Here is a 26,314-nt window from a genome sequence, read left to right as displayed (position 1 = left end):
TTCCGGGCGGGGAAAACAGGATTCGATGACTTATTGCGTTGGCATGCGTTTGAACAAGGGGCTGGTGTTCATGTCGGACACCCGCACCAACGCGGGTGTCGACGACATCTCGCAGGTCCGCAAAATGCGTAGCTGGCACGTGCCCGGCGAGCGCGTGATAACATTGATGTCGGCGGGCAATCTGGCGACGACGCAGGCAGTGGTAAGCCTGCTCGACGAGCGCACCAAGGCGCCCGAGGAACGTCATCCCTCGATCCTGGCCGCGCCGTCGATGTTCGCGGTTGCGACGATCATCGGCGAAACGCTGCGCCACATCGTGATGCGCCACAATGACGAGGGCCAATCTGCGGCGGATTCACTGTTCCGGGCCTCGCTGATCGTGGGCGGGCAGATCAAGGGATCGGAACCGCGGCTGTTCCTGATCTATCCCGAAGGCAATTTCATCGAGGCGGGCGAAGACAATCCCTTCTTCCAGATCGGTGAGACGAAATATGGCCGGCCGATCATCGTGCGGTCGTACGATCCGGCGATGTCGTTCGAGGATGCGGTGAAGCTGCTTTGCGTCTCGTTCGATTCGACGATCCGCGCCAATGCCGGCGTCGATCTGCCCATCGACCTGAAAGTGCATGAGCGCGACGATTTCTCGACCGTGCGCGAGCGCCGGTTCGAGCGCAACGATCCCTATTTCGAAAGCGTCGCCGACGGCTGGGCCGAGGCGTTGGGGATTGCGCTCGCGGAGCTTCCCGACTTTCATTTCTGATCACCTTCGGCCACCGTCCCTTTCGTTGTCGAACAAGAGGGGATCGCCATGCCGCGCTGGATTGCCGCCGCACTTACCGTCGCCGCCATTGCCCAGCCGGCCGTGGCTGAAGAAGCCGGTTTCGACACGGCGCTGCGCGATTTCCGGGAGTTGCATCGCACGGAAATGCGCCGGGCGAATATCGCGGGGAGCAGCTTCTATGTCATACGCGACGGCCGGACCGTCGTTGCCGACCATCTCGGCGAGCAGGACGCCGATGCCCATATTCCCGTCGATGCCGACACCATCTATCATTGGGCCTCGATCACCAAGACGATGACGGGGATCGCGATACTGCAATTGCGCGATCGCGGATTGCTGTCGCTCGACGACCCAATCGTCCTTCATGTGCCCGAACTGGCGGCCGTCCATAACCCCTATGGCGACACGGGCGCGATCACGCTGCGCCAGTTGATGAGCCACAGCGCGGGCTTTCGCAGCGGAACCTGGCCGTGGCGTGATCATGATTGGCAGCCGTTCGAACCGAAGGGATGGGCGCAGTTGGTCGCGATGCTGCCTTACACCCGCGTGGAGTTTAAACCGGGCAGCCGCTTCGGCTATTCCAATCCTGGCATCGTCTACCTGGGGCAGGTCATCGAGCGTTTGTCGGGCGAGGATTATGAAGTCTATATCGACAAGAACATCCTGAAGCCGCTCGGCATGCACGCCAGCTATTTTGACCGCACACCGCCGCACCTGCTGCCGCATCGGTCGCACAGCTATTATATCCGCGATGGTCGGCGGGTCGCGGCGCCGTTCGATGTCGATACCGGGGTGACGGTGTCGAATGGCGGGCTCAATGCGCCGATGCCCGACATGGCGAAATATGCTGCGTTTCTGCTCGGCGATCCGGCGCGCCAGTCAGACTATGACCTAGTGCTGAAGCGGTCTTCGATCGAGGAGATGTGGGCACCGCAAATCGCGGCTGGCGATGATTTTACACAAGGCCGGATGGCGAAGACAACGCAGGCCGGGCTATCCTTTTTCATCGACCGCAGCGCGGCGGTGCGGTTCGTCGGACATAATGGCGACCAGAACGGCTTTCGCGCCTATCTCAGCCTCTGTCCCGACCAACATCTTGGCAGCCTGCTCGCGTTCAACACCGAAACGCGCGGAGTCGAGAATAGCGCCGCCAATCGAAAAACCGCGGAATCGCGTATCGCGCTTGCCACCGATCGCTTGTGCGAAGCGGCGGCGGGTTCAAACCGCTAAGGCCAGTCCGGAAAGGGAGGGCCCGGAAGGTACGTAACCTTCCGGGCCTTGTTGCTCCGGCCGCCAGGGAGGGGGGAGGGGCCGCCGGAACTCGGGGGTGCCTCCGATATGACGCCTGCTGCCTCTCGGCTCAATCATACGAAAGCATGATAAGGCCTATGCCGGTGCGTAGCGCGCCTGCGCTCAGCGGTTCTTGCGTCCTTCGATCAGCCCGTCGACCAGGCTCGGGTCGGCCAGCGTCGAAGTATCGCCCAGCGATCCGAAGTCATTCTCTGCGATCTTGCGCAGGATACGGCGCATGATCTTGCCCGAACGCGTCTTCGGCAGCCCCGGTGTCAGATGGATATGGTCGGGTGTCGCGATCGGGCCGATTTCCTTGCGGACCTGTTGCTTGAGCGCGGCGGCGACCTCCTCGGTCGGCTCGACCCCGGCGTTGAGCGTCACATAGGCGTAGATGCCCTGACCCTTGATGTCGTGCGGGAAGCCGACGACCGCGGCCTCGGCGACGAGGTCGTGAAGGACGAGCGCGCTTTCGACCTCTGCAGTGCCCATGCGGTGACCCGAGACGTTGATGACGTCGTCGACGCGGCCGGTGATGCGCCAATAACCGTCGGCGTCGCGGCGGCAGCCGTCGCCGGTGAAATATTTGCCCTTGTAGGTCGAGAAATAGGTCTCGGCGAAGCGCTGGTGATCGCCGTAGATCGTGCGCGCCTGACCAGGCCAGCTATGCGTGATGCACAGATTGCCTTCGGATGCGCCGCCCGTCTGTTCGTCGACGAGCACTGCGCCCTCGGCATCGACCAATTGCGGGCGGATGCCGAAGAAGGGCTTGCCTGCGCTGCCGGGCTGCATTGCGTGTGCGCCGGGCAGGGTGGTGATCATGATCCCGCCCGTTTCGGTCTGCCACCAGGTATCGACGACGGGGACGCGTCCTTTGCCGACGATCTGGTGATACCAGCGCCACGCCTCGGGATTGATCGGCTCGCCGACGCTGCCGAGCAGGCGGAGCGAACTCAAATCGTGGCGCGTGACATAATCGTCGCCCTCGCGCATCAGCGCGCGGATCGCGGTCGGCGCGGTGTAGAGGATATTGACGCGGTGCTTGTCGACGACCTGCCAGAAACGGTCGTGGTCGGGGTAGTTCGGTACGCCTTCGAACATCAAAGTCGTCGCGCCGTTCTGGAGCGGGCCATAGACGACATAGCTGTGGCCGGTGACCCAGCCGATGTCGGCGCTGCACCAGAAGATTTCGCCGGGGCGATAGTCGAAGCCATAATAGAAGGTGCTGGCGGTCCACACCGAATAGCCGCCGACGGTGTGCAGCACGCCCTTGGGCTTGCCGGTCGATCCCGAGGTGTAGAGGATGAAGAGCGGATCTTCGGCGTTCATCGGCTCGCACGGGCAGGTGTCGCCGACATCGGCAGACAGCGCGTCGTACCAATGGTCGCGGCCTTCTTTCATCGCGACGTTGCCGCCGGTGTGGGCGATCACCAGCACTGCTTTGACCTCGACGCGCTCCAATGCCTTGTCGACATTGGCTTTCAGCGGAACCACCTTGCCGCCGCGCAGCCCTTCGTCGGCGCAGATCACCCAGTCGCTCGCGCAATCCTCGATCCGGCCATGGATCGCCTCGGGCGAAAAGCCGCCAAAGACGACGCTGTGCACCGCGCCGATGCGCGCGCAGGCAAGCATCGCGACCGCTCCTTCGGGGATCATCGGCATATAGATGGTGACGCGGTCGCCCTTTTGGACGCCCATTTTCTTGAGCGTGTTGGCGAAGCGGACGACGTCGGCGAGCAGCGCGGCATAGCTGATCGTCCGCGTCTCGCCGTCGGGGGCGTCGGGTTCGAAGATGATCGCGGTGCGGCTGCCATGGCCCGCCGCAACATGGCGGTCGACGGCGTTGTGGCAAAGGTTGAGGACGCCGTCCTCATACCATTTGATCTCGACGGGATCATAGGACCAACCGGCGATCTTCGTCGGCGCGGTGATCCAGTCGACGCGCTTCGCCTGCTCCGCCCAGAAGGCGTCGGGGTCTGCGATGCTTTGCGCATAGAGACGGTCATAGTCGGCGGCGGTGCAATGCGTATTCGCAGCGGCGTCGGCCGGAACGGGAACCAGCGGTTCGGAGGGGGGCAGGTCGGACACGGCTATTCTCCCGCTTTCGATTTGACTCACTTGCTGGCTGCGATAACCCGCGAGCCACAAGTTGCAAGGCGCATGCGCGCTTACGAAGGGACGGAATATGGTTCAACTGGGCCAGGAGATAGGTGGACTGCTCGATCGGCTGGGCGTCGCCCGCGCGCTGTGGACCGAAGGATCGATGCCGGCGGTGACGCCGCTGACCGGCGAACAAATCGGCATAGTGAGGATCGCGGATGCCGCAGCGATCGACGAGGCGCTCGACGGGGCAAGTGCTGCCTTTCGCGCCTGGCGCCAGGTTCCCGCGCCGCGCCGCGGCGAACTGGTGCGACTGTGGGGCGAGGAATTGCGCGCCGCGAAAGACGATCTTGCGAAGCTGGTGACGATAGAGGCGGGCAAGATCCCCTCCGAGGGCGCCGGCGAGGTGCAGGAGATGATCGACATCTGCGACTTTGCGGTCGGGCTGTCGCGGCAGCTCTATGGTCTTACCATCGCGACCGAGCGGCCGGGGCATCGGATGATGGAGGTGTGGCACCCGCTGGGCGTCGTCGGCGTGATTTCGGCGTTCAACTTTCCCGTTGCGGTATGGGCCTGGAACGCCGCTGTGGCGCTGGTGTGCGGCAACAGCGTGGTATGGAAGCCGTCGGAAAAGACGCCGCTGACCGCATTAGCGACGCAAGCGATTTTCGACCGCGCGGCGCGGCGGTTCGGCGACGCACCGCAAGGGCTCGCGCAGATACTGATCGGTGAGCGTGAGGCGGGAGAGGCGTTGGTCGACGACAAGCGCGTCGCGCTGGTGTCGGCGACGGGGTCGACGCGCATGGGCCGCGCGGTGGCGCCACGATTGGCCGGACGCTTCGCGCGTGCCATCCTGGAACTCGGAGGCAATAATGGCGTGATCGTCACGCCTTCGGCGGATCTCGACCTTGCGCTGCGGGGCGTCGCCTTCGGTGCGATGGGGACCGCGGGCCAGCGCTGCACGACGACCCGGCGCCTGTTTTTGCATGACAGTATCTACGACGGTTTCGTCGCCAAGCTGAAGACGGCTTATGCCAGCGTCGGTGTTGGCAATCCGTTGGAAGGCGATGTGCTCGTCGGGCCGCTGATCGACCGCGCGGCCTATGAGATGATGCAGGATGCGCTGGACGCCGCGCGCGCCGCAGGCGGTGTCGTCTATGGTGGGGAGCGGATCGGCGACGGCGAAAGCTTCTATGTGAAACCGGCGCTCGTCGAAATGCCGGGGCAAGTCGGGCCGGTGCTCGAGGAAACCTTCGCGCCCATCCTCTACATCATGCGCTATGATGATCTCGATGCGGTGATGGCTTTGCACAACGACGTTGCCGCCGGGCTGTCGTCGGCGGTTTTCACGACCGACATGCGCGAAGCCGAGCAATTCCTTGTCATGAGCGACTGCGGGATCGCCAACGTCAATCTCGGGACGAGCGGTGCAGAGATCGGTGGCGCTTTCGGCGGCGAGAAGGACACTGGCGGCGGACGCGAGTCGGGCTCGGACAGTTGGAAAGCCTATATGCGGCGAGCGACGAACACGGTGAATTACTCCGATGCGTTGCCGCTGGCGCAGGGGGTCAGTTTCGACCTGTAGCGGTCAGGCTGCCCGCCAGCCGAAGCCCTCGTCGAGCGCGACGATTTGTCCTGCCGTGCCGACCGGCTCGACCGCGCCGTCGGTCAAAAATGCAAGCATCGCCGCGTCGCCGACGTCGACATGCGCCAACGTCCGCTTGCCGTCGGGCGTCCGCGCAGCGACCACGCCAGCCTTTGGCGCGCCGTCGCGGCTGTAGAAGACAGTGTAGCTTTCGACGGTTGCCGGCCCTGCATAATCCTCGACAAGTTCGGGCACGGGGCCGCGCTTCGCTTCCGCTTCCGCCTGATAGTCGAAATCCTGCGGGAAGATTGCCGCGGCGATGGGCTGGTTGCCCAGCACAATGCAATGATTGTCGGTCGCGAAACCGCCGTTGGCGAAGAGGAAGCCATAGCGGCCTTCGCTTCGCAGCCTGTCGACCATCGAGACGATCGCGTGACTCATATAATTGGCGATCGGCCCGCCGCCGAAGGTCAGGCCGCCGAACACCGTAGCAGGTTTGTCGACCGGCCAGCCAAGCGTGCGTCGCGCCATTTTGGGTACACAGGGAAAGCAGCTATAAAGTTCGACGAAGTCGAAATCGTCGACCGTCATACCGTTGAGGTCGAGCGTGCGGGTAATCGACGTTTCCATGCTGACACTGCCGTCATAACGATCGCGGTGCAGGATACTCGCTGGCTCCTTCGCCGCTGCGCCCATGCCGACATAGATCAGGCGATCGTCGGGAACGCCCCGACGGCGGGCCTCGGCGAGGCTCGCGACGAGAAAGCCCGCACCCTGATTGACCGACGAATTGGCGACCATCAGCTTCGAATAGGGAAAAGCGATCGGACGGTTGCGCTCGTCGACGCGCAGGATGTCCGCGGGTGAGGCGGGCTTCCTGATCCAGGCGCCGTCGTTTGCAGCCGCGACTTCGGAGAAGCGCGACCAGATTTCGGCACTTTCGGCCTGCGCCTCGGCAAGGCTTTCGCCCCACGCGGCGCGCGTGGCGTTCTCATAGAGCGGATAGACATCAACCGGCGCGGCGAGCCCGTGCTTTTGCGCGTAATTGGGCTCGCGCCGTGTCGCGACCTGGCGGATCGCATTATAGCTTTTGTCTTCGCCGCTCGCGGCCTTGGCGACGCGACCCGCAGCGGTGCGCAGCGCCTCTGCGCCGACCACCGCCGCCAATTTGACCTCGCCCGCGCCGATGCGGTTCGCAGCCTCGTTGAGCAGGCGCACCGGCGTGTCGCCGTGCGGGGCGGCCGATTGGTAATTGATCGATGGGGTCGCGCCGATGGCGGCGGCGAGCGGTTCGGGCAACTTGCCGAGGCTGTGGAAACTAATCTGGTCGACGATCGCGAGGCTGTCGATCTCGGCGAGTGAAACGCCAGCGTCTTCGGCAGCGACCTTGAGCGCGGCAACCATCAGCCCGAGCGAGTCGAGGCCACGATCGGGGTCGTCGGGGCGGTCGTTCACCTGTCCGACGCCGATGATGACGGGAATGCGCTCAGGATCGATCATCGTCATGTCAGCGCGCCTTCCACTCGGGCTTGCGCTTCTGTGCAAAGGCAAGCGGGCCCTCGCGTGCGTCTTCGCTGCGCATCAGGACCGAACGCTCGCGCGTGTTATGTTCCCAATAGGGTGCATCAGCGGCGATACGGCCCTGATCGATGCCGAGTGCGACGCGCTTCGACGCCTGAACCGACAGCGGCGCGTTGCCGGCGATTTTTTCGGCAAGAGCGAGCGCGGTCGGCATAAGATCGGCCAGCGGGACGACATGGTTGACCAGCCCGAACTCGGCGGCCCGCGCAGCGGGGATCGGATCACCGGTGAGCATATATTCCATCGCGAGTTTGCGCGGGAGCTGCTGCGCAAGGCGGAAGGCACCGCCCGCGGCCGCGAACAGTCCGACCTTGACTTCGGGCAGGCCGAATTGCGCATGGTCGGCGGCGATAATGATGTCGCTCATCAGCGCGATCTCGCAGCCGCCGCCGAACGCAAAGCCGTTGACTGCAGCGATGATCGGTTTCGAAATCGGGTGCGAAACCATGCCCGCAAAACCCCACGCCTGTTGCGCCTGGTCCGACGGATAGAGGCTCTCACCGCGCGATAGCGCGACGAGGTCCGCGCCCGCGCAAAAGCTTTTGTCGCCGGCGCCGGTGATCACGACGGCGCGGATTTCGGGGTCATTCTCGGCGGTTTCGAGAGCAGTGCCGATGCCGACATGAACCGCCGCGTTCACGGCATTGCGCGCCTCGGGCCGGTTGATCGTGACGATCAACACATGGCCGCGGCGTTCGGTGAGGATGGTGGTGTCGGTCATCATGTCTCTCCCTGTGCCGGACGCGCGAGGGCGCGAATCCGGCTGTCGGGAAAAACTATCGGCCGACGTTAACGTTTACGTCAACTGGAAAGGGCGCGAGTTGACACACCAAACATCGTCACCCCGGTCTTCGCCGGGGTGACGAAAATATCGTGAGGCGATGGCCTCAGATCGACTGGCCGGTCTTCGCCCAGTCGGCGAGGAAGCCTTCGATGCCCTTTTCGGTCAGGATGTGCTTGAACAGTCCCTTGATCACCGACGGCGGCGCGGTCATCACATCGGCGCCGATCTTTGCGGCCTCAAGCACATGGATGCCGTGGCGTACGCTCGCGACGAGGATCTCGGTTTCATAGCCGTAATTGTCATAGATCAGCCGGATGTCGGAGATGAGCTGCATTCCGTCGAAGCCATTGTCGTCGTGACGACCCACGAAGGGCGAAACGAAAGTCGCACCGGCCTTGGCGGCGAGCAGCGCTTGCGCCGCCGAGAAGCAGAGCGTGACATTGACCATCGTGCCGTCGCTGGTCAGCGCCTTGCACGTCTTGAGCCCGTCGATCGTCAGCGGCACCTTGATGCACACGTTGGGTGCGATCTTGCGGAGGATTTCGGCCTCCTTCATCATCGTCGCATGATCGAGCGCGACGACTTCGGCCGACACCGGGCCGTCGGTCAGCGCGCAGATTTCCTTCGTCACTTCCTTGAAGTCGCGACCCGACTTGGCGATCAGCGACGGATTGGTCGTGACGCCGTCGAGCAGGCCCGTCGCGGCGAGTTCCTGGATGTCGGCGATTTCGGCGGTGTCGGCGAAGAATTTCATGATGGGGCTTTCCTGCGGGAAGGTGATTCGGGCGTTGCTGCTCCCCTAGAGCAACATGCGCGTAAAATGAACCGTCGCCGCCCCTTCTTCGTGGCCCCAGAGGGAAAGGACTGGCGTTCCATCTTTGTTCCGATTATGCGACACGGCATGGCCAAAGCGAAGCGTCAATATGTCTGCCAGAATTGCGGTTCCGCCACCTATCGCTGGCAGGGTCAGTGCGCCGATTGCGGCGAATGGAACACGCTTGTCGAAGAGGCGGCCGAAACCGTCTTTTCGGCGAAGCATGATTTGAGCCGCGGCGGTCGGACGCTCGCGCTCGAAACGCTCGATGCCGACAGCAAGATGCCCGATCGGATGCTATGCGGCATCGCAGAATTCGACCGGGCGCTCGGTGGCGGTTTCGTCGCGGGATCGGCGACGCTGATCGGGGGCGATCCGGGTATCGGCAAATCGACCTTGCTGCTGCAGGCCGCGGGGCGACTGGCGAAAGCGGGCAAGTCAGTCGTCTATATCAGCGGCGAGGAAGCCGCGGCGCAGGTGCGTCTCCGCGCGCAGCGGCTTGGGCTAGGCAATGCGCCGGTCGCGCTCGCGAGTGCAACGTCGGTGCGCGATATATTGGCGACGCTTGATGGGCGCGATGCCGATTTTGTCGTGATCGATTCGATCCAGACGATGCACAGCGACCTGATCGACAGCGCCCCCGGCACGGTGAGCCAGGTCCGCGCGAGCGCCCAGGAACTGATCCGCTATGCCAAGGACAGCGATACCGCGATCGTGCTCGTCGGCCATGTGACGAAGGACGGAACGATCGCGGGGCCGCGCGTGCTCGAACATATGGTCGACACGGTGCTGGCGTTCGAGGGCGAGCGCAGCCATCAGTATCGCATCCTTCGCGCCGTGAAGAACCGCTTCGGCGGTACCGACGAGATTGGCGTGTTTGCGATGGGCGAGGAGGGATTGGGCGAGGTGAGCAACCCGTCTAGCCTGTTCCTGACCGACCGCAGCCGCGATGTGCCGGGATCGGTCGTATTCCCCGCGCTGGAAGGCACGCGCCCCGTGCTCGTCGAGGTGCAGGCGTTGACCGTCCGCTTGGCGAGTGGCGCGACACCTCGGCGTGCCGTTGTGGGCTGGGACAGCGGGCGGCTGGCGATGGTGCTCGCGGTGCTGGAGGCGCGCTGCGGACTCCAGATGGGCGCTGCCGAAGTCTATCTCAACATCGCAGGCGGTTATCGGCTTACCGATCCCGCCGCCGACCTTGCCGTCGCGGCGGCGCTGATTTCCGCATTTAGTGAACGGCCGGTGCCCGCCGACGCAATCGTATTCGGCGAATTGTCGCTGTCGGGCGAGGTTCGGCAGGTTTCGCACGACGGGCTGCGGTTGCGCGAGGCGGCGAAGCTCGGTTTCTCGCGCGGCTGGGGGCCTAAGGGGATGAAAGCGGTGGGCGGGATTTCGGTTACCGGTTTTGGCCGGCTCGGCGAACTCGTTGACCTGATGCTCGGGCGCGATTAGCGCACGGCGAATGGGAAGTTTGACGGCTCTGGATATCCTCGTGCTGACGCTTGTTGGCGGCGGCGCGGTGCTCGGTTTTTCGCGCGGCCTTGTGCAGGAGGTGACGACGCTGCTCGCATGGATACTTGCGATCGCGGCGGTACGTTTCTTTCACCCGCTCGTCACCGACCTGCTGACGGGATGGGTTGGGACTGAGGGTGGTGCGGCGGCGCTGGCCTTCGTTCTCTTGTTTGGCGGCGTGTTTGCGTTCGCCAAATGGGGATCGCGCGCGATGGGACAGCGCAGCCGCGCGTCGCTCGTCGGCGGGTTCGATCGTGGGCTCGGCGCGGGATTCGGTGCGGTGAAAGGCCTGTTGATCGCGTCGATCGGCTTCATGCTCGTGACGCTTCTCTATGACATCGGATATGGCAATGCACAGCGTCCGGCATGGATGACTGACAGCCGGACCTATCCGGCGCTCAATGCGACAAGTAGCGCGATGAGCAAAGTGATCGCGGAGCGCCGCGCGCAAGCGCGCGAAGCCGAGACGGAAGCTGCCAAGGCCGACAAGTCATGAGCGCACCGCTCTATAATCGCGACATTTTGGCGCTTGCCGTCGCAACGTCGGAATATCTGCCGATCGCCGATGCGCGCTACCGCGTGAGCAAGCGGGCGCCGCTGTGCGGCAGCGCGATTATCCTCGACCTCGATGCCGACGATGCGGGCCGGGTGACGCGCATCGGCATGCATGTGGAGGCGTGCGCGCTGGGGCAGGCGTCGGCAACGCTGCTGGCACGTCACGCGCCGGGACTCGGGCTCGCCGAACTGCGCGCCGCGCGCGATTGCATTGCGGGCTGGTTCGCCGGTGAGAGCGATCGGCCCGACTGGCCGGGTTTCGACCTGCTTGCGGCAGCGCAGGGCTATCCCGCGCGTCACGGTGCGATCCTGCTCCCCTTCGATGCCGCCATCGCGGCGCTCGAGGAACAGGCCGCCGCGGCATGACCTTGCTCGCGCTCACCGCTGCTGCTGCGGAAGCGGCCGAGAAAGTGGGGGAAACCGCGACCGACACGGCGCTGGTCGAAGGCGCGATTCTGCTTGGCGTCGCGACCCTGTTCGTGCTGATCTTTCGCCGCCTCGGCCTCGGTGCGGTGCTCGGTTATCTGATCGCGGGGGCGGTCGTCGGCCCGCACGGGTTGGGACTTGTCGGCGGCGGCGAATCGAAACTCGCCTTTGCCGAACTCGGCATCGCTTTTCTGCTCTTCCTCGTCGGGCTCGAACTGTCGCCGCGCCGGCTGTGGGACATGCGGCGCGCTATCTTCGGGTTGGGCTTGATGCAGGTGGTGGTGACCGGGCTGGTCCTCACCGGGCTCATCCACCTGACGCTGGGGTTCAGCCCCGCGGCCTCGCTCGCGCTGGGACTGCCGCTCGCACTGTCGTCGACCGCGCAGGTGTTGCCGGGTCTGAAGAGTTCGGGGCGGATCAATTCGCCCTTTGGCGAAAAGGCGTTTTCGATCCTGTTGTTCCAGGATCTGGCGATCGTTCCGATGATCACCATCGTCGCGGTATTGTCGCGCGCGCCCGCGGATCCGTCGGCACCCCCGGGATGGCAGATGGCCTTCTTTACGCTTTGGGCGATCGTCGTTCTCGTCCTTGCCGGCCGCTTCATCGTGAATCCGCTGCTCCGGATTATCGGCCGCTATGGCGAGCGCGAATTGTTCGTCGTCGTCGGGCTGCTCACCATCCTGGCGAGCGCGGCGCTGATGCACAGCCTGCACCTGTCGACCGCGCTCGGTGCGTTCATCGCGGGCGTGATGCTCGCCGACTCGCCCTATCGGCATGAGATCGAGTCGGACGTCGAACCCTTTCGCCTCATTCTGCTCGGTCTCTTCTTCCTCGCGGTCGGCATGGTGCTCGACGTCGGTGCGGTGCTGGAGCGTCCGCTGCTTGTCGTCGGGCTGGCGCTCGGCCTTGTTGCGGTAAAGGTCGTCGTGCTCACGTTGATCGTGAAACTGTTCGGCAAACCCTGGCCGGTCGCGCTCGGGCTCGGACTGCTCCTCAGCCAGGGCGGCGAGTTCGGCTTTCTGCTTTTCACGCAAGCGGCCGACGCGCTGCTGATCCAGCCCGAGGCGGCGAGCCTGTTCAGTGCTGTCGTGACGCTGTCGATGGTGACGACGCCATTCCTGATGCTCTTCGCGCGCAATCTGGAGTTTTCGCCGGCAGCGGAGCCCGCCGACCTCGACGATCCCGCCGGAGCGCCGCGCGGGTCGGCGATTGTCGTTGGCTATGGGCGGTTCGGCCAAATCGTGTCGCAGATGCTGCACGGTGTTGCCTGTTCGGTGACGCTGATCGACAAAAAACCGAGCCAGATCGAGCTGTCGAGTCGATTCGATACCAAAGTCTATTTCGGCGACGGGCTACGCGTCGATCTACTCCGCCGCGCGGGCGCCGACGAGGCGCGGCTGATCATCTTTTGCATCGACGACTCATCGGTTGATGCCGCGGCATTGAAACCGGTGGTCGACGCCTTTCCCAACGCGAAAGTCCTGATGCGCGTGTTCGACCGGCGCCAATTGCTGGCGATCGACGGGGCAGGGGTCGACGGGGTTGTTCGCGAGGTCTTTGAAAGCTCGGTCGCGATGGGTCTCACGGCGCTGCGCTATCTCGACGTCGACCCGCGCGAGATGGAAGATGTCGAGGCGACGCTCCGCCATCTCGACGAGACGCGACTGCAGGCGCAGATCGACGAGGGCGATATTTCGGCGGGCATGGATCATCGCTTCAAACCGGGCGGCGGGCGCGAGGCCGACAGTGTGCTCGAAAAATTCCGCCGCAAACGGCTGGAAGCGAAAGCCGCGCGCGAAGAAGATGAGGCGATGGGCCTGAAGACCGAGGGCTGATTGCCGCGTCATCAGGCCGGCGGAAATCGCAGGCAGCTGGTTAGCGGAAAGGACGTGCGGGGAAGGGGCGTCGGCTTGGGTCTGACGCGCTGCCGTTAGCAGTTCCTATGTGCACGCCAGCGAAAGTGGGGGGCAATGCGAAAAAGCGCATAGATGGCGTTGCAATTCTGTGTCCCCCGGCTTTCGCCTTGGTGCACGTCTCTATCGACAACGTCCAGTCGCCGCCTCCGTGCCCCCCCGCCGCCTCTGCCTTGTGCGCGGAGGACCTAATTGCCCAGCATTTGCTCGACCCATTCGGGCACAAGCTGCGTCGCCGGGCCCTGGCGCGTCTCGTCGAACCAGTAACTGCCCTGGCTTGGTTCCATATTGAGTTCAAGCGTACGCGCGCCCGATGCGCGCGCCTCGCGCACAAAACCCGCGGCGGGATAGACGGCACCCGACGTGCCGATCGAGACGAACAGGTCGGCGCGGTTCAGCGCACGATAAATATCCTCCATCCGATACGGCATCTCGCCGAACCACACGATGTCGGGCCGGAGCAGGCCGACCGCGCCGCACGCCGGACACGCCGGCCGGTCAAGCAGCGGGCCCGTCCAAGGCACGCGTGTGTCGCATCCGGTGCACCAGGCGTTCAGATGTTCGCCGTGCATATGGATCAGCCGCTTCGCCCCCGCCCGCTCGTGGAGATCGTCGACATTTTGCGTGACGATCAGCAGCTCGCCCGACCACTCGGCATCGAGCCGTGCGAGCGCCTTGTGTGCGGCATTGGGCGCCTTCGTCTGGATGGCTTCGCGCCGCATGTCATAGAAACGGAGGACAAGGTCGGGATCGCGCGCGAACGCTTCGGGCGTCGCCACGTCTTCGACACGATGCTGTTCCCACAGGCCGCCGCCATCGCGAAAGGTATCGATGCCGCTTTCGGCCGAAACGCCGGCGCCGGTCAGGATGACGATATTCTGTATGCTGCTCATCCCTCCTATCTATCCCTTCGTGTCGAGCGAAGTCGAGACACGCTGATGGCATGTCTGGCCGACGGGCATCTCGACTTCGCTCGACACGAACGGCTAAGGGGGAGCGAAAGCAAGGGGACGCATCATGACCAGCATCGGGATTATCGGCAGCGAAGGCCGGATGGGCGTGGCGCTCGCGGCCGCGATATCCGAGGCGGGGCAGCAGCATATCGGCGTCGACAAGGGCGGCAACGTCCTGAAGCTCGCCAGCGATGCCGACGTGCTCGTCGATTTCTCTTCGCCAGCCGGGCTTGAGGCGACGCTCGACGCCTGCGTTGCCGCGAAAACCCCGATCGTCATCGGTACGACCGGGCTCGAGGAGCGCCACCATTGGCTGATCGACGATGCTGCGAAGGACATCGCGGTGCTTCAGACGGGCAATACGTCGCTGGGCGTCACCCTGCTTGCGCATCTGGTGCGCGAGGCGGCGACGCGGCTCGACGCCGGTTGGGATATCGAGGTCGTCGAGATGCACCACCGGATGAAGGTCGACGCGCCGAGCGGCACCGCGCTGCTGTTGGGGCAAGCTGCGGCCGAAGGGCGCGGGATCGATCTCGACACCGCCTCCGAACGCGGCCGCGATGGCCTCACCGGCGCGCGCGGGCGCGGCAATATCGGCTTCGCAAGCCTGCGCGGCGGCACGGTCGCGGGCGACCATGACGTGATTTTCGCAGGCGACGAAGAGGTGATCACCCTATCGCACCGCGCCGAGAATCGCATGATCTTCGCGCGCGGCGCGGTGCGAGCGGCGCTGTGGCTGATGAACCAGAAGCCCGAGCGTTATACGATGCCGCAGGTGCTGGGGCTGAACTGACCGCCATGAAAAAGGCCGATATCTTCGAATTTTATCGTCGGCTTGCCGAGCTTAACCCAAGTCCGGAGACCGAGCTGGAGTTCGACAACACGTATCAGTTGCTCGTCGCGGTCGTGCTGTCGGCGCAGGCGACCGATGTCGGCGTGAACAAGGCGACGCGGAAACTGTTTCAGGAGGTAAAGACCCCCCAGCAAATGCTCGACCTTGGCGAGGAGGGGCTGAAGCAGCACATCAAGACGATCGGGCTGTTCAACGGCAAGGCAAAGAATGTCATCGCGCTCAGCGAAATCCTCGTCCGCGAGTTTCACGGTGAGGTGCCCGCCGACCGCGACACGCTGGTCGAGTTGCCCGGCGTCGGGCGCAAGACCGCCAATGTCGTGATGAACTGTGCCTTCGGGGCCGAGACCTTCGCGGTCGACACCCATATCTTCCGCGTCGGAAATCGCACGGGTCTTGCGCCGGGCAAGACGGTTCTTGCGGTCGAAAAGCAGCTCGAAAAAAACACGCCCGCGCCCTTCCGCGTCGGCGCGCATCACTGGCTGATCCTCCACGGCCGCTATATCTGCAAGGCGCGCACCCCCGAATGCTGGCGGTGTCCGGTCGACGACCTCTGCCGTTACAAGCCCAAGACGCCGGCGCCGAAAGCAAAAAAGGCGGCGTGACGGAGACGACGGCTTGGGGGGATAGAGGATATTGGCTTCGATAGACGTCGGTCATGCATCAGCCTCGTTTCATAGGCAGCGATCGCTCAACCGCCAAAGAGGTCGAGACCGTAGCCGGCAGCTATATTTGTCGGGCGAGGGGCATGGACGGTGGCCGGACAGCGTCACCAGCTACGATTCGCTCCACCCGATGGGCAGGGAAGAGTTTGACGCCATTGTCGAACGCATCCTGATGTCCGCCGCCAAAGCGAAGCGCGGAACTTCGCCCGGCTGTATCCGGATCGGATCGGCGCAAGGGCCGCGCAATATTCCAAAGTTCAGGAAAGTTCAGCCCTATGAGCGCCCCGATTTGCAAGTCGCGGGGTGCTGGATGTGCGCGGCACGTCCGATCATGGTCGCACCCGCAATTCGGGCAGCGACCACCTTTTTGTTCACCGAATGAAAGAGCCGGATGAAGGCTGGCATAGCCGGATAATGTAGGAAAGACCTATTTTGAAGGTGATGTCTGTTTTGGGGTGGTGAGCGGACGTTTGCTACTATGTTGTACCCCGGCGAAGGCCGGGGCCCAGGGCTCTGGAAAGCCGAGCTGTGCGGATCGCCGCCCTGGACCCCGGCCTTCGCCGGGGCACACAATACCGTCGTTAGTGTCCGGTCGTTTCTTCGCTCTCGTCATCCCGGGCTTGACCCGGGATCCCGCTTTTTGGCGCGCTGACTGACTTCGATTTCAAGCGGGACCCCGGATCAAGTCCGGGGTGACGAAAAAGGATTGGTCGGCAACCGGTCGTTTCCCATTTGCGCACCCCGGCGAAGGCCGGGGCCCAGGGCTTCAGAGAGCCGACCTCTGCTCGTTGCGCTCTGGACCCCGGCCTTCGGCGGGGCACACACCTGCAACGGCAGCAACCGGTCGATTCCCGCCGTAATAGCGAAACCCGCAAGGGCAGCGGGGCGGGGGCTTAGAGGCAGCGGTCCGTAACCCGGTTAAAACATCGTAAGACGCTTTCCCAGCTCGCGTAGGCTGTCCGCGTAGCGATCCGTGGCTCCGCGAAAAAAAGAGCATGGCGGCAGAGTGAGAATAATTTCCTCTGCCGTCTTCTCGCCTAGGCGCTCAGCAATGCGACGCTCTTGCGCCCCATAGCGCTGATCCAGCAACCGCTCGGCATCGGGCCGCGCGATGTTCTCGCACATGAGTTCCTGAATGGCGCCATACCGAACCCCGACGCTCCAGAGCTGCTCGTTTGAAAGGGAGGCTATTGGGATAAAGCGAGGCCGCTCCGGTTCGGAGACCTGACAACCCGTCATCATCAGCGCAGTCCCAACGATAAATGGCAGCTTCACTTCGTTTCACCTGCAATGTCGATTACTGCGCTAGCCAAACTAAACTAAAAACCCCTTTCACACGATGGCTGCGCCGTGCGGTTGGGCGCCCATACGCGACATCGACCATGGCTGCGCAAATGGCGACTTCCGGTCGAAAGTGTACGTTCGCTTGACCGACCTGACTCTCGCTGCGCCCCCTTCAGCGGTCGAGGAATGCCGCCACCGCATCGAGGCCGTAGTCCTCGGTGACGAAGCTCTGCCCAATGCCGCGGGTCAGGATCAGCGGCAGCTTGCCGCCGCGGACCTTTTTGTCATGCGCCATATGGCCGGCGAGGGTCGCGCCATCGGTGTTGACTCCGGCGCTGGCAAGGCTGTGCGGAAGGTCGACGCTTGCCAGATGCGCGCGCACGCGTTCGGCGTCTGCGGCGGTGCAAAGACCGTTCGCGGCAGAGAATTGATGCGCGAGCACCATGCCCGCCGCGACGGCTTCGCCATGGAGCAGCCGGTCCGAATAGCCCGTTTCAGCCTCGAGCGCGTGGCCGAAGCTGTGTCCGAGGTTGAGCAGCGCGCGAATATCCTGCGTCTCGCGCTCGTCGGCAGCGACGATCCGCGCCTTGGCCGCGACGCTGTGCGCAATCGCCTTGTGGCGTGCCGCGCTGTCGCCCGCGAGCAGCGCCGCGCCATGGTTTTCGCACCATGCGAAGAAATCGGCGTCGTCGATCAGGCCATATTTGACGACCTCGGCATAGCCCGCGCCGAGTTCGCGGCGCGGCAGCGTTTCGAGCGTTGTCGGGTCGATCACGACCAAGGCGGGCTGATGGAAGGCACCGATGAGGTTCTTGCCCGCGGGCACGTTGATCGCGGTCTTGCCGCCGACGCTGCTGTCGACCTGCGCCAGCAAGGTGGTCGGCACCTGGATGAAATTGCAGCCGCGCTTTACGATCGAGCAGGCGAATCCGACGAGGTCGCCGATCACGCCGCCGCCCAGAGCGATGACATGATCGCCGCGCTCCACCCCTTCACCGATCAGCCATTCGGTCAGCCGCGCGAGCCCGGCCCAGCTTTTCGTTCCTTCACCCGGTTCGAGGACGAAGGAGGAGAAAGAGATATTCTCCATCGCCAGCGACGTGCCGAGCGGGATCAGATAATGGTCCGCGACATGGCTGTCGGTGACGATCATCGTGCGCGGGCGTTTCAGCAGCGGTGCGACATGCGCGCCGATCTCGCGGATCAGTCCGTCGCCGATCAATATCGGGTAGCTGCGGCTGCCGAGGTCAACGGTCAGGCTTTCCATTTCGGATTTTCCCACTTTGACAGGGCCTCCAGGATCGCGCGCACCGTATGGTCGTGCGGCGTGCTTGCCGAACTGATGCGAAGATGCGCTTCGGCATAGATGGGATTGCGGACCGCCGCCAGTTCGCGCAGCACTTCGCCAGGATCGCGGTTCCTGAGCAGCGGGCGGTGGCTGCGGCGGCCGACGCGCTCGACTAATGTCGGGATATCGGCGTCGAGCCAGATGCACAGGCTGTCGCGGAGGATCAGGGTGCGCGTCTCTTCATTGACGAACGCGCCACCGCCCGTCGCGAGCACCATCGGCTTTTCGCCCAGCAGGCGCGAAATCACGCGGCGTTCGCCGTCGCGAAAATGCGCCTCGCCAAAACGCGCGAAAATATCGGATATCGTCATGCCCGCCGCGCGCTCTATTTCGTCGTCGGCATCGGCGAAGCGCATGCCCAGGCGTTGCGCGAGGCGGCGGCCGATCGTCGACTTTCCCGACCCCATCAGCCCGACGAGCACGATCGACCGGTCGCGGATCGACGCGGGGACGGCGCCCGAAGAAACGGGGCCCGGGCTTTTCGGGTTTCGCGACATGGTCCGCGCGGCTATACCGCCCGTGCCGCGCGGGACAATGCTTTACTGCCTGCGGCGAAAAGACCGGCCGATCGAGCCGCGAATGATTGAGGTGGATGTGACCGACGAGATTGCCCCAAGCGCGCCGCCCCGGCGTGTTGCGCCCGAAAGCGAAGTGCGATGAAGATGAAAACGCTCTCGCTGACGTTGGGCCTTTCGGGCACCGCGCTCGCAGCCGTGCTGGTCCTGCCCGCGCTCGCGCAGGAATCCTTGTTGCCCGAGGGCTTTGGCAACCCCGCCGAGACGCCCGCGCCGCGCCCAGCCCCGACGCCATCGCCGACCGCAACCCCGACGCCGAGTTCGGCGCCCGCAAATGGCAGCACCCCACCGCCCGTCGCGCCGACGATCGGGGCTTCGAGCGTCAGTGCACCCGCCGAAGATGGCGAAGAGGGTGAGGAAGGCGAAGAAGCCGAAGCAGGCGGATTGAAATATGACCTGCCGCCGGGCGCGCGCCGTCTGCTCACCCGGATCGGGCCGCTGACGCCCGAAACGGGCGGGCTGGCTCCCGATGCCTTTGGCGTACGCGGGCAATATGCCGCTGCAATCATGCGCAAGACGAATGGCCAGCTTGCCTCGCGCTGGGGCCAGATATTGCTCCGCCGCTCGCTCGCGTCGGCGATCGACACGCCCGAGACGATCAACGGTGCCGACCTTGCCGCCGACCGTGCTTCGTTGCTGCTGCGCATGGGCGAATCGATCACGGCGCGCCGGATCGTCCAGTCGGTCGACTATGACCGCGCGAGCCCGCGCCTGGTCGCCGCGGCACAGCAGACCTATCTTGCCAACGCCGACCCGGCGGGCATGTGTCCCTATGTTCCCGCGGGCCTTGCGCATGGTGACGAGCAGGCCTGGCGCCTGTCGTCGGCGATCTGTTCGGGGCTGTCGGGCGAAGCCGGGCCTGCGGGCTGGGCGATCGGCCGCGTGCGGTCGAGCGGCAGGATATCGAACTTCGACATATTGCTGGCCGAGCGTGTGCTGGGCGCGACGGGCGCCGGCCGCCGTTCGACAACGATCGAATGGAATAATATCGACCGACTGACCAGTTGGCGCTTTGGCATGGCGACGGCGACCGCGATTCCGGTGCCCGAGGCGCTGCGCACATCGGCGGCGCCCAATATCAAGAGCTGGACGGTCCTGGCGCCGATGACCGATATGGCGAGCCGCATCGCCGCAGCGCCCGAAGCCGCCGCGCGCGGCGTGCTGTCGAGCGAGGCCTATGTATCGTTGCTGAGCGCCGCTGCGAGCGAAGAGGAACCCGCCGAGGCGGTCACCGCGCAGACCGAGCAACTGCGCGCAGCCTTTCGTTTGGCAACCGGTGCCGATCGCTATGCGGCAATGGAGCGTCTTTGGGGCGCCGATGCCAATCCGACCGGCCGTTATGCGGCGATGGTCGCAACCGCACGCGCCGCAGCCGCCTTGCCTGTGAATACCGACGTCGGCGGCGATCCCTGGCAGCTCCTGGGATCGATGCTGGCTGGCGGATATGACGAAAATGCCGTCGCATGGGTCCCGACCGTTTCGGTCGGCAGCCGCGCGTGGGGCGTGCTCGCGGTGGGATCGCCGCGACCGCTGACAGGCATGAGCGCCGGCGCTGTCGGTCAGTTCGCGGGCGACGACGACAGCGCCGACGCACTGCGATCGAAATTCCTGCTTGCGGGCCTCGCCGGCCTGGGGCGGCTCGACACGAGCGCGGCGGCATCGGCGGCGAGCGACCTTGAGGTCGATCTGGGCAAGCAGACGCGCTGGTCGCGGGCGATCATGGCGGCCGCCGAACGGCGCGAACCCGGCATGGTGGCGCTTCTCGCGGCGGCGGGGATGCAGGGCGAGTGGTCGAAAGTGCCGCCCTATCATCTCTATTATATCGTCCGGGCGTTGCGCGACGTGGGCCTTGCGCCGGAAGCGCGGATGATTGCCGCCGAAGCGCTGGTGCGTGTCTGACGGCGTCCTGATCGACCGTTTTCTCGAGATGATGGCGGCCGAGCGCGGAGCGTCACGTAACACGCTGACCGCCTATCGCCGCGATCTGGAGCAGGCGGCAGAGTGGGTAAAGGGCCCGCTGGCTGACGCCGACGCGGCGGTCCTGCGCAAATTGATGGCTGATTATCAGTCGCTTGCAGCAAGCAGCGCGGCGCGCAAGCTGTCGGCGCTGCGCCAGTTTTTTGCCTTTCTGCAAGGCGAAGGCGAACGGGCGGACAATCCGGCGCTCGACATTGCGCGGCCCGCGACGCGCCGACCTCTGCCGCGGATACTGACCCACGCGCATGTCGCGCGGCTGTTCGAGCAGGCCGGCGAGGAGGCGTCAGGCGAAACGCCGCCCGCAGCCGCCGTCCGGATGCTGCTGCTGCTCGAACTCCTCTATGGTTCGGGCCTCCGCGCCAGCGAACTGGTGTCGCTGCCGCGCCGCGCCATCGCCGGCGAGCGCGAATATCTGATCGTGCGCGGCAAGGGCGACAAGGAACGGCTGGTTCCTCTGTCCGAACGTGCGCGCGAGGCGCTCGACCGCTGGGTGCCGTTGCTGGCTGACGGTTCGACTTGGCTGTTTCCGTCGGGCAAGGCGCATATCTCGCGCGTGCGGCTGTTCCAGATGCTGCGCGAACTGGCGGCGCGCGCAGGGATCGATCCCGCTGCGATCAGCCCGCATGTCCTGCGTCACGCTTTCGCCACGCATCTGCTCGAGGGCGGCGCCGATCTGCGCGCATTGCAATTGATGCTCGGCCACGCCGATATTGCGACGACCGAAATCTACACGCATGTCGATAGCCGCCGCCTCGTCGAACTGGTCAACAAACGGCATCCGCTGGCACGGATGGATGGCACCCACCCCGAAGTTGACGTTGCGACGCCTTCGTCCTAGCGCTCCCCTATGACAGCCTTTCTGGATTTCGAAAAACAGGTCGCCGCGCTCGATCGGCAGATTGCCGAGCTTCGCGAGATGGGGGACGACCCCACGCTCAACATCGACAATGATATTGCGCAGCTTGAGGGCAAGTCCTCGAAATTGTTGCGGGAAATCTATTCGAAGCTGACGCCCTGGCAAAAGACGCAGGTTGCGCGCCATCCCGATCGTCCGCATTTCAAACATTATGTCGCCGGCCTGTTCGACGATTGGATGCCGCTGGCCGGTGATCGGAATTTCGGGGACGATCAGGCGATCCTGGGCGGGTTGGCGCAGTTCCGCGGCCGGCGTGTCATGGTGATCGGTCATGAAAAGGGCGACGATATTCCGTCGCGAATGAAGCATAATTTCGGGATGGCGAAGCCCGAAGGCTATCGCAAGGCGATCCGCCTGATGCAGCTTGCCGACCGCTTCGGGCTGCCCGTCGTGACGCTGGTCGACACTTCGGGTGCCTTTCCGGGCATCCAGGCGGAAGAGCGCGGTCAGGCCGAAGCGATTGCGCGGTCGACTGAACAATGCCTTGCGTTGGGCGTGCCGATGGTCGCCGCGGTGGTCGGGGAAGGTGGCTCGGGCGGCGCGATTGCGCTGGCAGCCGCGAACCGTGTCTTGATGTTCGAACATGCCGTCTATTCGGTGATTTCGCCTGAGGGCTGCGCGTCGATTCTGTGGCGCACGTCGGACAAGGCGGCCGATGCCGCCGCCGCGATGAAGATGTCGGCGCAGGACCTGCTGGGTCTGAAAGTCATCGATCGTATCGTGACCGAGCCCGTCGGCGGTGCGCATCGTGCGCCCGACGTCGCGATCGCGGCGCTGGGCGATGCCATCGCGCAGGAGCTCGACGCGCTGTCAGGCCTCCCGCGTGAGACATTGCTCGCCGCGCGCGAGGAAAAATTCCTTGCGATGGGGCGCGCTTAGGCGCGCTCCGGCGGAACCCGTTCGCGGGTCATCGCGTTCCCATTTCGAAATCGGCGACCGCGGTTCATCGCGCGGCTTGCCTTGTCGCGCGATGGGGATATCCCTGACCGAAGAAGTTCAGTGGGAGGCTTTTCGATGAACTGGAAGACCGGAAAAAAACTGGCGGCGGTGCTGGCGGTGGGCGGCCTTGCCTTTACCGGCGTCGCCGATGCGCAGTTGAAGGCGATCAGGACCCAGACCAATATTTCGCCCGCCGAACGCAAGCAGGGCGACGAGGCGCATCCGCAGCTACTTCAGGAATTCGGCGGCGCATACAGCGGACCGCAGGCCGCCTATGTGAACCGCATCGGCCAGAATATCGCGGTCCAGTCGGGGCTTTCGCGGTCGCCCAGCGATTTTACCGTCACGCTCCTCAATTCGCCGGTCAATAACGCCTTCGCGATCCCAGGGGGCTATGTCTACGTCACGCGCCAACTGATGGCGCTGATGAACGATGAGGCCGAGCTTGCCGGCGTGCTCGGGCACGAAGTCGGCCATGTCGCCGCGCAGCATAGCAAGAAGCGCCAGTCGGCCGCGACGCGCAATCAGATCCTCGGCGTGCTTGGGGCCGTGCTCGGCGGCGCGATAGGGGACAATGGCGGACTGCTCGGGGGGCTCGGCGGGCTCCTCCAGAATAATTCGATGCGCGTCGCGCAGCTTGCGACACTGGGCTTTTCGCGTAGCCAGGAATTGCAGGCCGACCAGCTCGGGGTGCAATATCTGCGAAGCGCGGGCTATGACCCGCTCGCGCTGTCGACGATGCTGACGAGCCTTGCCAACCAGACCACGCTCGACGCGCGTCTGTCGGGGGGCGATGCGCGGTCGCTGCCCGAATGGGCGAGCACGCACCCCGACCCCGCTTCGCGCGTGCGCAATGCACAGACGCTTGCGAGCAGGGTGGGGGGCAGTGGCGGCAATCGCAACGCCGACGCCTTCCTCGCCTCGGTCGATGGCGTGCTTTATGGCGACGACCCTGCACAAGGCGTGGTCGAGGGGCGCGATTTCCTGCATCCCGATCTCAAGCTGCGTTTCACCGTCCCGAACGGTTATGGCATGCAGAATGGCGCCGATGCAGTTTCCGTCAGCGGTAATGGCGGGCAGGCGCAATTTACGACGGGGCCGTACAGCGGCGACATGAACGCTTATATCGCAGCGGCGTTCAAGGCTGTCGCGGGCAATGCGTCGATTACCCCCGGCGCGATCCAGCGCACGACGGTGAACGGCATCCCCGCATCCTATTCGACTGCGCGGGTGAATACCCAATCGGGACAGGTCGACCTCACCATTTTCGCTTATGAATTTTCGCGTAGCAGCGCGTTTCACTTCGTCGCGCTGACGCAGGCGGGTGGCGGAAGCGTCTTCAATTCGATGTTCAACAGCGTCCGGCGTTTGAGCACCGCGGAGGCGGCGGCCATCAAACCGCGGCGGATCGATGTCGTTACGGTCGGGCGCGGCGACACGATGGCCAGCCTGGCGCGGCGGATGGCCTATAGCGATTATCAGGCGGAGCGTTTCCAGGTGCTCAACCGCCTGACCGCATCGAGCCGCCTGACCCCGGGGCAGAGGGTGAAGATCGTGGTATATGCCAGCCGGTAACGCCGTCTGCGACGGACAAGAAAAAGGGCGGTGGATTGCTCCACCGCCCTTTCTTTTTGTTGCGCCCGAAAACCGGGTGCGACGTCGATTACTGGTTCTGGAGGCCAGTATCGACCTTTTCGAAGGTGTTGGTAACGCTGTTGCCAACTGCGCCCATCGCGGCGATGCCGGCAACGGCGATCAGAGCGGCGATCAGGCCATATTCAATGGCGGTGGCGGCTTTGGTGTCGCGGACGAACTTCTTGATGAACTTCATGACTGGTCTCCTGATTTCACTTACCCTGTTGACGGTCTGGTCTGGGTCAACATCAGCGGGTTTAGGGCGAATAGGTTTTGAAAATCTTAATGGCTGAAGGAGACACGCCGAACCGCGGTCCCGAAATGAGAATGCCGTTATATGCTACATATTCTCTGTGGCGGCGGTCGAGACCTTGCCCCACATGGCGCTCGTCGAGTTCGCGACATCGGTTATCGCAACAATAGCCGCCAAAAAGACAAGGGCCAGTATCAGCCCATATTCGACGGCTGTGGCGGCCCTGGTCGACCGCATCAGCCTGTAAAAGTTTCGCATTGTTCCACCCCTGACTGAAATTATAGTTCCCGAGGGTGCCAATATTTACACAGGAAGGTTAATAATTTGTCCGTGTCCGAAGCCGGAAATCCGCAGAAAACCTCGCTTGTGGTTGTCGCTGTGGCGCTTGTCGACCGCGATGGGCGATTGCTTGTCCAGCAGCGTCCCGAAGGCCTGTCGATGGCGGGGCTGTGGGAGTTTCCGGGCGGCAAGCTGGAGCCGGGTGAAACGCCCGAGCAGGCTTTGATCCGCGAACTCGAAGAGGAGCTCGCGATCGATGTCGACCATGCCTGCCTCGCACCAGCCTGTTTCGCGAGCGATATGATCGGCGACCGGCATCTTCTTCTGCTGCTCTACGTCTGTCGCAAATGGCGCGGGACGCCTGTTGCCCAGCACGCCAGCGCGCTCCGCTGGGTGCGCCCCGTCGAACTGCACGGCCTCGATATGCCGCCCGCCGACAAGCCGTTGATCGGCTTGCTGGAGGCGCTGGTTTAATCCTTCGGTTTCAGCGCTGCCGCCAGCGAGGCAGTGCCGCTGCCGCGCCGCGCAGGTTGCGGCTGATCGGGATGCGGCGCCCAGCCGCTGAAATGCACGAGGCGGAATGTTTCGCCGATCCGACCGTCGGGATCGGCGTGGGCGGCGAAAGCGGCCGCAATCCGAGCGACTTCTTCGCGGGTCAATGGCGAAGGCGTGGGCAGGAGTCGGCTCGACAGGCCCGCGGCACGCAGATCGCGGACGAGCGTGAACCAGTCGCCATAGCGCACTGTCAACGCCTCGACGTCGACGACGGGTAGCGTGAAGCCGACGCGCTGGAGCAGATTGCCCATCGCGGAAAGATCAATCTGTGGATGCAGGCGCGCGATCGAACGTACCCCGTCGGTCATTACCGCGCGGCGGAGACGCGGCAGGCTGCCGTCGCCGACAAATGCGCCGAGGAGCAAGCCATCGGGTGCGAGCAGCGCGCGGAGGCGGAGCAGGGCGCCCGGCACGTCGTTGACGCTGTCGAGCCCGCCCGGCCAAAGGATCAGGTCGAAACTGCCGAAGGGCAGGTCGATGGCGTCGGCCTCGACCGTGATCGCGCCGGTTTGCGCCGCAAGATACGGCCCCGCCTCGACAAGGGTAAGGTCGGTGCCGGTGTTGCGCAGATGGTCGGCCAGTGCCGGGTCATGCGCGCCGATCAGCAGGGTGCGGGAAAATTCGCGCGTGACCATCGTCAGCCGGTCGAGAAGCGTTTCGGCGATGATCGGCGCAAGAAAATTGGCCGATGCGGGCAGGCGCGCCATGCGGTCGCGCTGGGCACGATGACGGGATGGGGAGAAAAGC

At 64.3% G+C, this 26,314-nt stretch carries 25 protein-coding genes and 1 pseudogene; 14 read left to right on the top strand and 12 right to left on the bottom strand.

Features of this window, described 5'->3' with window-relative positions:
• The first annotated feature begins 25 nt into the window (after window positions 1-25).
• Together KEC45_RS14285 and KEC45_RS14280 are read left to right on the top strand one after the other, a co-directional pair.
• The gene (locus tag KEC45_RS14285; protein WP_062177591.1) at window positions 26-760 is read left to right on the top strand and encodes a peptidase; all 735 of its coding nucleotides are present in this window, start codon (window positions 26-28) and stop codon (window positions 758-760) included.
• 48 nt (window positions 761-808) lie between these two features.
• The gene (locus tag KEC45_RS14280) at window positions 809-2,011 is read left to right on the top strand and encodes a serine hydrolase (protein WP_062177594.1); all 1,203 of its coding nucleotides are present in this window, start codon (window positions 809-811) and stop codon (window positions 2,009-2,011) included.
• A 183-nt stretch (window positions 2,012-2,194) separates the two neighbouring features.
• On the opposite strand, the gene acs is transcribed toward KEC45_RS14280, so the two are convergent.
• On the bottom strand, window positions 2,195-4,159 hold the full coding sequence (gene acs / locus KEC45_RS14275) for an acetate--CoA ligase (RefSeq protein WP_252171123.1): 1,965 nt from the start codon (window positions 4,157-4,159) through the stop codon (window positions 2,195-2,197).
• Window positions 4,160-4,256: 97 nt separating this feature from the next.
• Here acs and KEC45_RS14270 point away from each other — a divergent pair, with 97 nt between their 5' ends.
• Window positions 4,257-5,756 carry an aldehyde dehydrogenase family protein gene (locus KEC45_RS14270; protein ID WP_252171122.1) on the top strand — a complete coding sequence of 500 codons (1,500 nt, stop codon included), beginning with the start codon at window positions 4,257-4,259 and terminating at the stop codon, window positions 5,754-5,756.
• Window positions 5,757-5,759: 3 nt separating this feature from the next.
• Here the strand turns inward: KEC45_RS14270 and KEC45_RS14265 are convergent, their stop codons facing one another.
• From KEC45_RS14265 to fsa, 3 genes are all read right to left on the bottom strand, one after another.
• Window positions 5,760-7,262: an acetyl-CoA acetyltransferase gene (locus KEC45_RS14265; RefSeq protein ID WP_062177604.1), complete on the bottom strand. Its 1,503-nt coding sequence runs from the start codon at window positions 7,260-7,262 to the stop codon at window positions 5,760-5,762.
• A gap of 1 nt (window position 7,263) precedes the next feature.
• A complete protein-coding gene (locus KEC45_RS14260; RefSeq protein ID WP_252171121.1) occupies window positions 7,264-8,058 on the bottom strand; it encodes an enoyl-CoA hydratase-related protein in 795 nt (264 codons plus the stop codon).
• A 166-nt stretch (window positions 8,059-8,224) separates the two neighbouring features.
• Window positions 8,225-8,875 (bottom strand): fructose-6-phosphate aldolase, encoded by a 651-nt coding sequence (gene fsa, locus KEC45_RS14255; protein WP_062177607.1) that lies wholly within the window; start codon window positions 8,873-8,875, stop codon window positions 8,225-8,227.
• A 147-nt stretch (window positions 8,876-9,022) separates the two neighbouring features.
• Here fsa and radA point away from each other — a divergent pair, with 147 nt between their 5' ends.
• The 4 genes and pseudogenes from radA to KEC45_RS14235 all read left to right on the top strand — a co-directional run.
• Entirely contained in the window at window positions 9,023-10,384 is a 1,362-nt protein-coding gene (radA, locus tag KEC45_RS14250; RefSeq protein ID WP_062177610.1) for a DNA repair protein RadA, read from the top strand.
• 10 nt (window positions 10,385-10,394) lie between these two features.
• On the top strand, window positions 10,395-10,940 hold the full coding sequence (locus KEC45_RS14245) for a CvpA family protein (RefSeq protein ID WP_083435648.1): 546 nt from the start codon (window positions 10,395-10,397) through the stop codon (window positions 10,938-10,940).
• Entirely contained in the window at window positions 10,937-11,365 is a 429-nt protein-coding gene (locus KEC45_RS14240) for an iron-sulfur cluster assembly scaffold protein (protein ID WP_062177613.1), read from the top strand. Before KEC45_RS14245 ends, KEC45_RS14240 begins: the two co-directional genes overlap by 4 nt.
• Window positions 11,362-12,915 (top strand): annotated as a pseudogene (locus KEC45_RS14235) (cation:proton antiporter); the annotation flags it as partial. The gene KEC45_RS14240 and the pseudogene KEC45_RS14235, both read left to right, overlap by 4 nt.
• A 104-nt stretch (window positions 12,916-13,019) precedes the next feature.
• On the opposite strand, the gene KEC45_RS21985 reads toward KEC45_RS14235, so the two are convergent.
• Entirely contained in the window at window positions 13,020-13,130 is a 111-nt protein-coding gene (locus KEC45_RS21985) for an F-box-like domain-containing protein (RefSeq protein ID WP_368389973.1), read from the bottom strand.
• A 396-nt stretch (window positions 13,131-13,526) separates the two neighbouring features.
• Complete coding sequence (locus KEC45_RS14230; protein ID WP_062177620.1) at window positions 13,527-14,231, bottom strand: NAD-dependent deacylase; 705 nt, start codon at window positions 14,229-14,231, stop codon at window positions 13,527-13,529.
• A gap of 124 nt (window positions 14,232-14,355) precedes the next feature.
• Between KEC45_RS14230 and dapB the strand changes: the two genes are divergently transcribed.
• Both dapB and nth read left to right on the top strand, forming a co-directional pair.
• Window positions 14,356-15,084: a 4-hydroxy-tetrahydrodipicolinate reductase gene (gene dapB, locus KEC45_RS14225; RefSeq protein WP_062177623.1), complete on the top strand. Its 729-nt coding sequence runs from the start codon at window positions 14,356-14,358 to the stop codon at window positions 15,082-15,084.
• 5 nt (window positions 15,085-15,089) lie between these two features.
• Window positions 15,090-15,746: an endonuclease III gene (nth, locus tag KEC45_RS14220; protein WP_062177626.1), complete on the top strand. Its 657-nt coding sequence runs from the start codon at window positions 15,090-15,092 to the stop codon at window positions 15,744-15,746.
• A 978-nt stretch (window positions 15,747-16,724) separates the two neighbouring features.
• Here nth and KEC45_RS14215 read toward each other — a convergent pair.
• From KEC45_RS14215 to KEC45_RS14205, 3 genes are all read right to left on the bottom strand, one after another.
• Window positions 16,725-17,081, bottom strand: a complete 357-nt coding sequence (locus KEC45_RS14215; RefSeq protein ID WP_062177633.1) for a hypothetical protein — start codon at window positions 17,079-17,081, stop codon at window positions 16,725-16,727.
• Between the two features lie 181 nt (window positions 17,082-17,262).
• On the bottom strand, window positions 17,263-18,357 hold the full coding sequence (aroB, locus tag KEC45_RS14210) for a 3-dehydroquinate synthase (protein WP_062177636.1): 1,095 nt from the start codon (window positions 18,355-18,357) through the stop codon (window positions 17,263-17,265).
• On the bottom strand, window positions 18,345-18,935 hold the full coding sequence (locus KEC45_RS14205; protein ID WP_083435649.1) for a shikimate kinase: 591 nt from the start codon (window positions 18,933-18,935) through the stop codon (window positions 18,345-18,347). Before KEC45_RS14205 ends, aroB begins: the two co-directional genes overlap by 13 nt.
• A gap of 159 nt (window positions 18,936-19,094) precedes the next feature.
• Between KEC45_RS14205 and KEC45_RS14200 the strand changes: the two genes are divergently transcribed.
• The 4 genes from KEC45_RS14200 (at window position 19,095) to KEC45_RS14185 (ending at window position 24,420) form a co-directional block, all read left to right on the top strand.
• The gene (locus KEC45_RS14200) at window positions 19,095-20,912 is read left to right on the top strand and encodes a hypothetical protein (RefSeq protein WP_062177639.1); all 1,818 of its coding nucleotides are present in this window, start codon (window positions 19,095-19,097) and stop codon (window positions 20,910-20,912) included.
• Complete coding sequence (locus KEC45_RS14195; RefSeq protein WP_062183514.1) at window positions 20,905-21,828, top strand: tyrosine recombinase; 924 nt, start codon at window positions 20,905-20,907, stop codon at window positions 21,826-21,828. Before KEC45_RS14200 ends, KEC45_RS14195 begins: the two co-directional genes overlap by 8 nt.
• Window positions 21,829-21,837: 9 nt before the next feature.
• A complete protein-coding gene (locus tag KEC45_RS14190) occupies window positions 21,838-22,785 on the top strand; it encodes an acetyl-CoA carboxylase carboxyltransferase subunit alpha (RefSeq protein WP_062177642.1) in 948 nt (315 codons plus the stop codon).
• Between the two features lie 135 nt (window positions 22,786-22,920).
• Window positions 22,921-24,420, top strand: coding sequence for a M48 family metalloprotease (locus KEC45_RS14185; protein ID WP_062177645.1), 1,500 nt, complete (start codon window positions 22,921-22,923; stop codon window positions 24,418-24,420).
• A gap of 88 nt (window positions 24,421-24,508) precedes the next feature.
• On the opposite strand, the gene KEC45_RS14180 is transcribed toward KEC45_RS14185, so the two are convergent.
• Both KEC45_RS14180 and KEC45_RS14175 read right to left on the bottom strand, forming a co-directional pair.
• Window positions 24,509-24,676 carry a Flp family type IVb pilin gene (locus tag KEC45_RS14180; RefSeq protein ID WP_062177648.1) on the bottom strand — a complete coding sequence of 56 codons (168 nt, stop codon included), beginning with the start codon at window positions 24,674-24,676 and terminating at the stop codon, window positions 24,509-24,511.
• A 144-nt stretch (window positions 24,677-24,820) separates the two neighbouring features.
• Complete coding sequence (locus KEC45_RS14175) at window positions 24,821-24,991, bottom strand: Flp family type IVb pilin (protein WP_083435650.1); 171 nt, start codon at window positions 24,989-24,991, stop codon at window positions 24,821-24,823.
• A gap of 66 nt (window positions 24,992-25,057) precedes the next feature.
• Between KEC45_RS14175 and KEC45_RS14170 the strand changes: the two genes are divergently transcribed.
• Complete coding sequence (locus KEC45_RS14170) at window positions 25,058-25,486, top strand: (deoxy)nucleoside triphosphate pyrophosphohydrolase (RefSeq protein ID WP_083435651.1); 429 nt, start codon at window positions 25,058-25,060, stop codon at window positions 25,484-25,486.
• Here KEC45_RS14170 and KEC45_RS14165 read toward each other — a convergent pair.
• Window positions 25,483-26,274, bottom strand: coding sequence for a methyltransferase domain-containing protein (locus KEC45_RS14165; protein ID WP_238586552.1), 792 nt, complete (start codon window positions 26,272-26,274; stop codon window positions 25,483-25,485). The genes KEC45_RS14170 and KEC45_RS14165 overlap by 4 nt on opposite strands.
• Window positions 26,275-26,314: the final 40 nt, after the last annotated feature.

This window comes from Sphingopyxis sp. USTB-05 (assembly GCF_023822045.1).
Taxonomy (GTDB): Bacteria; Pseudomonadota; Alphaproteobacteria; order Sphingomonadales; family Sphingomonadaceae; genus Sphingopyxis.
This window is presented reverse-complemented; position numbering and strand designations above follow the sequence as displayed.

Bases quoted from the DNA above. Each gene is read 5' to 3' on its own strand.
- KEC45_RS14285 (WP_062177591.1), top strand. From the start codon at position 26: ATGACTTATTGCGTTGGCATGCGTTTGAACAAGGGGCTGGTGTTCATG.
- KEC45_RS14280 (WP_062177594.1), top strand. From the start codon at position 809: ATGCCGCGCTGGATTGCCGCCGCACTTACCGTCGCCGCCATTGCCCAG.
- KEC45_RS14270 (WP_252171122.1), top strand. From the start codon at position 4,257: ATGGTTCAACTGGGCCAGGAGATAGGTGGACTGCTCGATCGGCTGGGC.
- KEC45_RS14265 (WP_062177604.1), bottom strand. From the start codon at position 7,262: ATGACGATGATCGATCCTGAGCGCATTCCCGTCATCATCGGCGTCGGA.
- KEC45_RS14260 (WP_252171121.1), bottom strand. From the start codon at position 8,058: ATGACCGACACCACCATCCTCACCGAACGCCGCGGCCATGTGTTGATC.
- fsa (WP_062177607.1), bottom strand. From the start codon at position 8,875: ATGAAATTCTTCGCCGACACCGCCGAAATCGCCGACATCCAGGAACTC.
- radA (WP_062177610.1), top strand. From the start codon at position 9,023: ATGGCCAAAGCGAAGCGTCAATATGTCTGCCAGAATTGCGGTTCCGCC.
- KEC45_RS14245 (WP_083435648.1), top strand. From the start codon at position 10,395: ATGGGAAGTTTGACGGCTCTGGATATCCTCGTGCTGACGCTTGTTGGC.
- KEC45_RS14240 (WP_062177613.1), top strand. From the start codon at position 10,937: ATGAGCGCACCGCTCTATAATCGCGACATTTTGGCGCTTGCCGTCGCA.
- KEC45_RS21985 (WP_368389973.1), bottom strand. From the start codon at position 13,130: ATGCCCGCCGAAATATCGCCCTCGTCGATCTGCGCCTGCAGTCGCGTC.
- KEC45_RS14230 (WP_062177620.1), bottom strand. From the start codon at position 14,231: ATGAGCAGCATACAGAATATCGTCATCCTGACCGGCGCCGGCGTTTCG.
- dapB (WP_062177623.1), top strand. From the start codon at position 14,356: ATGACCAGCATCGGGATTATCGGCAGCGAAGGCCGGATGGGCGTGGCG.
- nth (WP_062177626.1), top strand. From the start codon at position 15,090: ATGAAAAAGGCCGATATCTTCGAATTTTATCGTCGGCTTGCCGAGCTT.
- aroB (WP_062177636.1), bottom strand. From the start codon at position 18,357: ATGGAAAGCCTGACCGTTGACCTCGGCAGCCGCAGCTACCCGATATTG.
- KEC45_RS14205 (WP_083435649.1), bottom strand. From the start codon at position 18,935: ATGTCGCGAAACCCGAAAAGCCCGGGCCCCGTTTCTTCGGGCGCCGTC.
- KEC45_RS14200 (WP_062177639.1), top strand. From the start codon at position 19,095: ATGAAGATGAAAACGCTCTCGCTGACGTTGGGCCTTTCGGGCACCGCG.
- KEC45_RS14190 (WP_062177642.1), top strand. From the start codon at position 21,838: ATGACAGCCTTTCTGGATTTCGAAAAACAGGTCGCCGCGCTCGATCGG.
- KEC45_RS14185 (WP_062177645.1), top strand. From the start codon at position 22,921: ATGAACTGGAAGACCGGAAAAAAACTGGCGGCGGTGCTGGCGGTGGGC.
- KEC45_RS14180 (WP_062177648.1), bottom strand. From the start codon at position 24,676: ATGAAGTTCATCAAGAAGTTCGTCCGCGACACCAAAGCCGCCACCGCC.
- KEC45_RS14175 (WP_083435650.1), bottom strand. From the start codon at position 24,991: ATGCGAAACTTTTACAGGCTGATGCGGTCGACCAGGGCCGCCACAGCC.
- KEC45_RS14165 (WP_238586552.1), bottom strand. From the start codon at position 26,274: ATGGCGCGCCTGCCCGCATCGGCCAATTTTCTTGCGCCGATCATCGCC.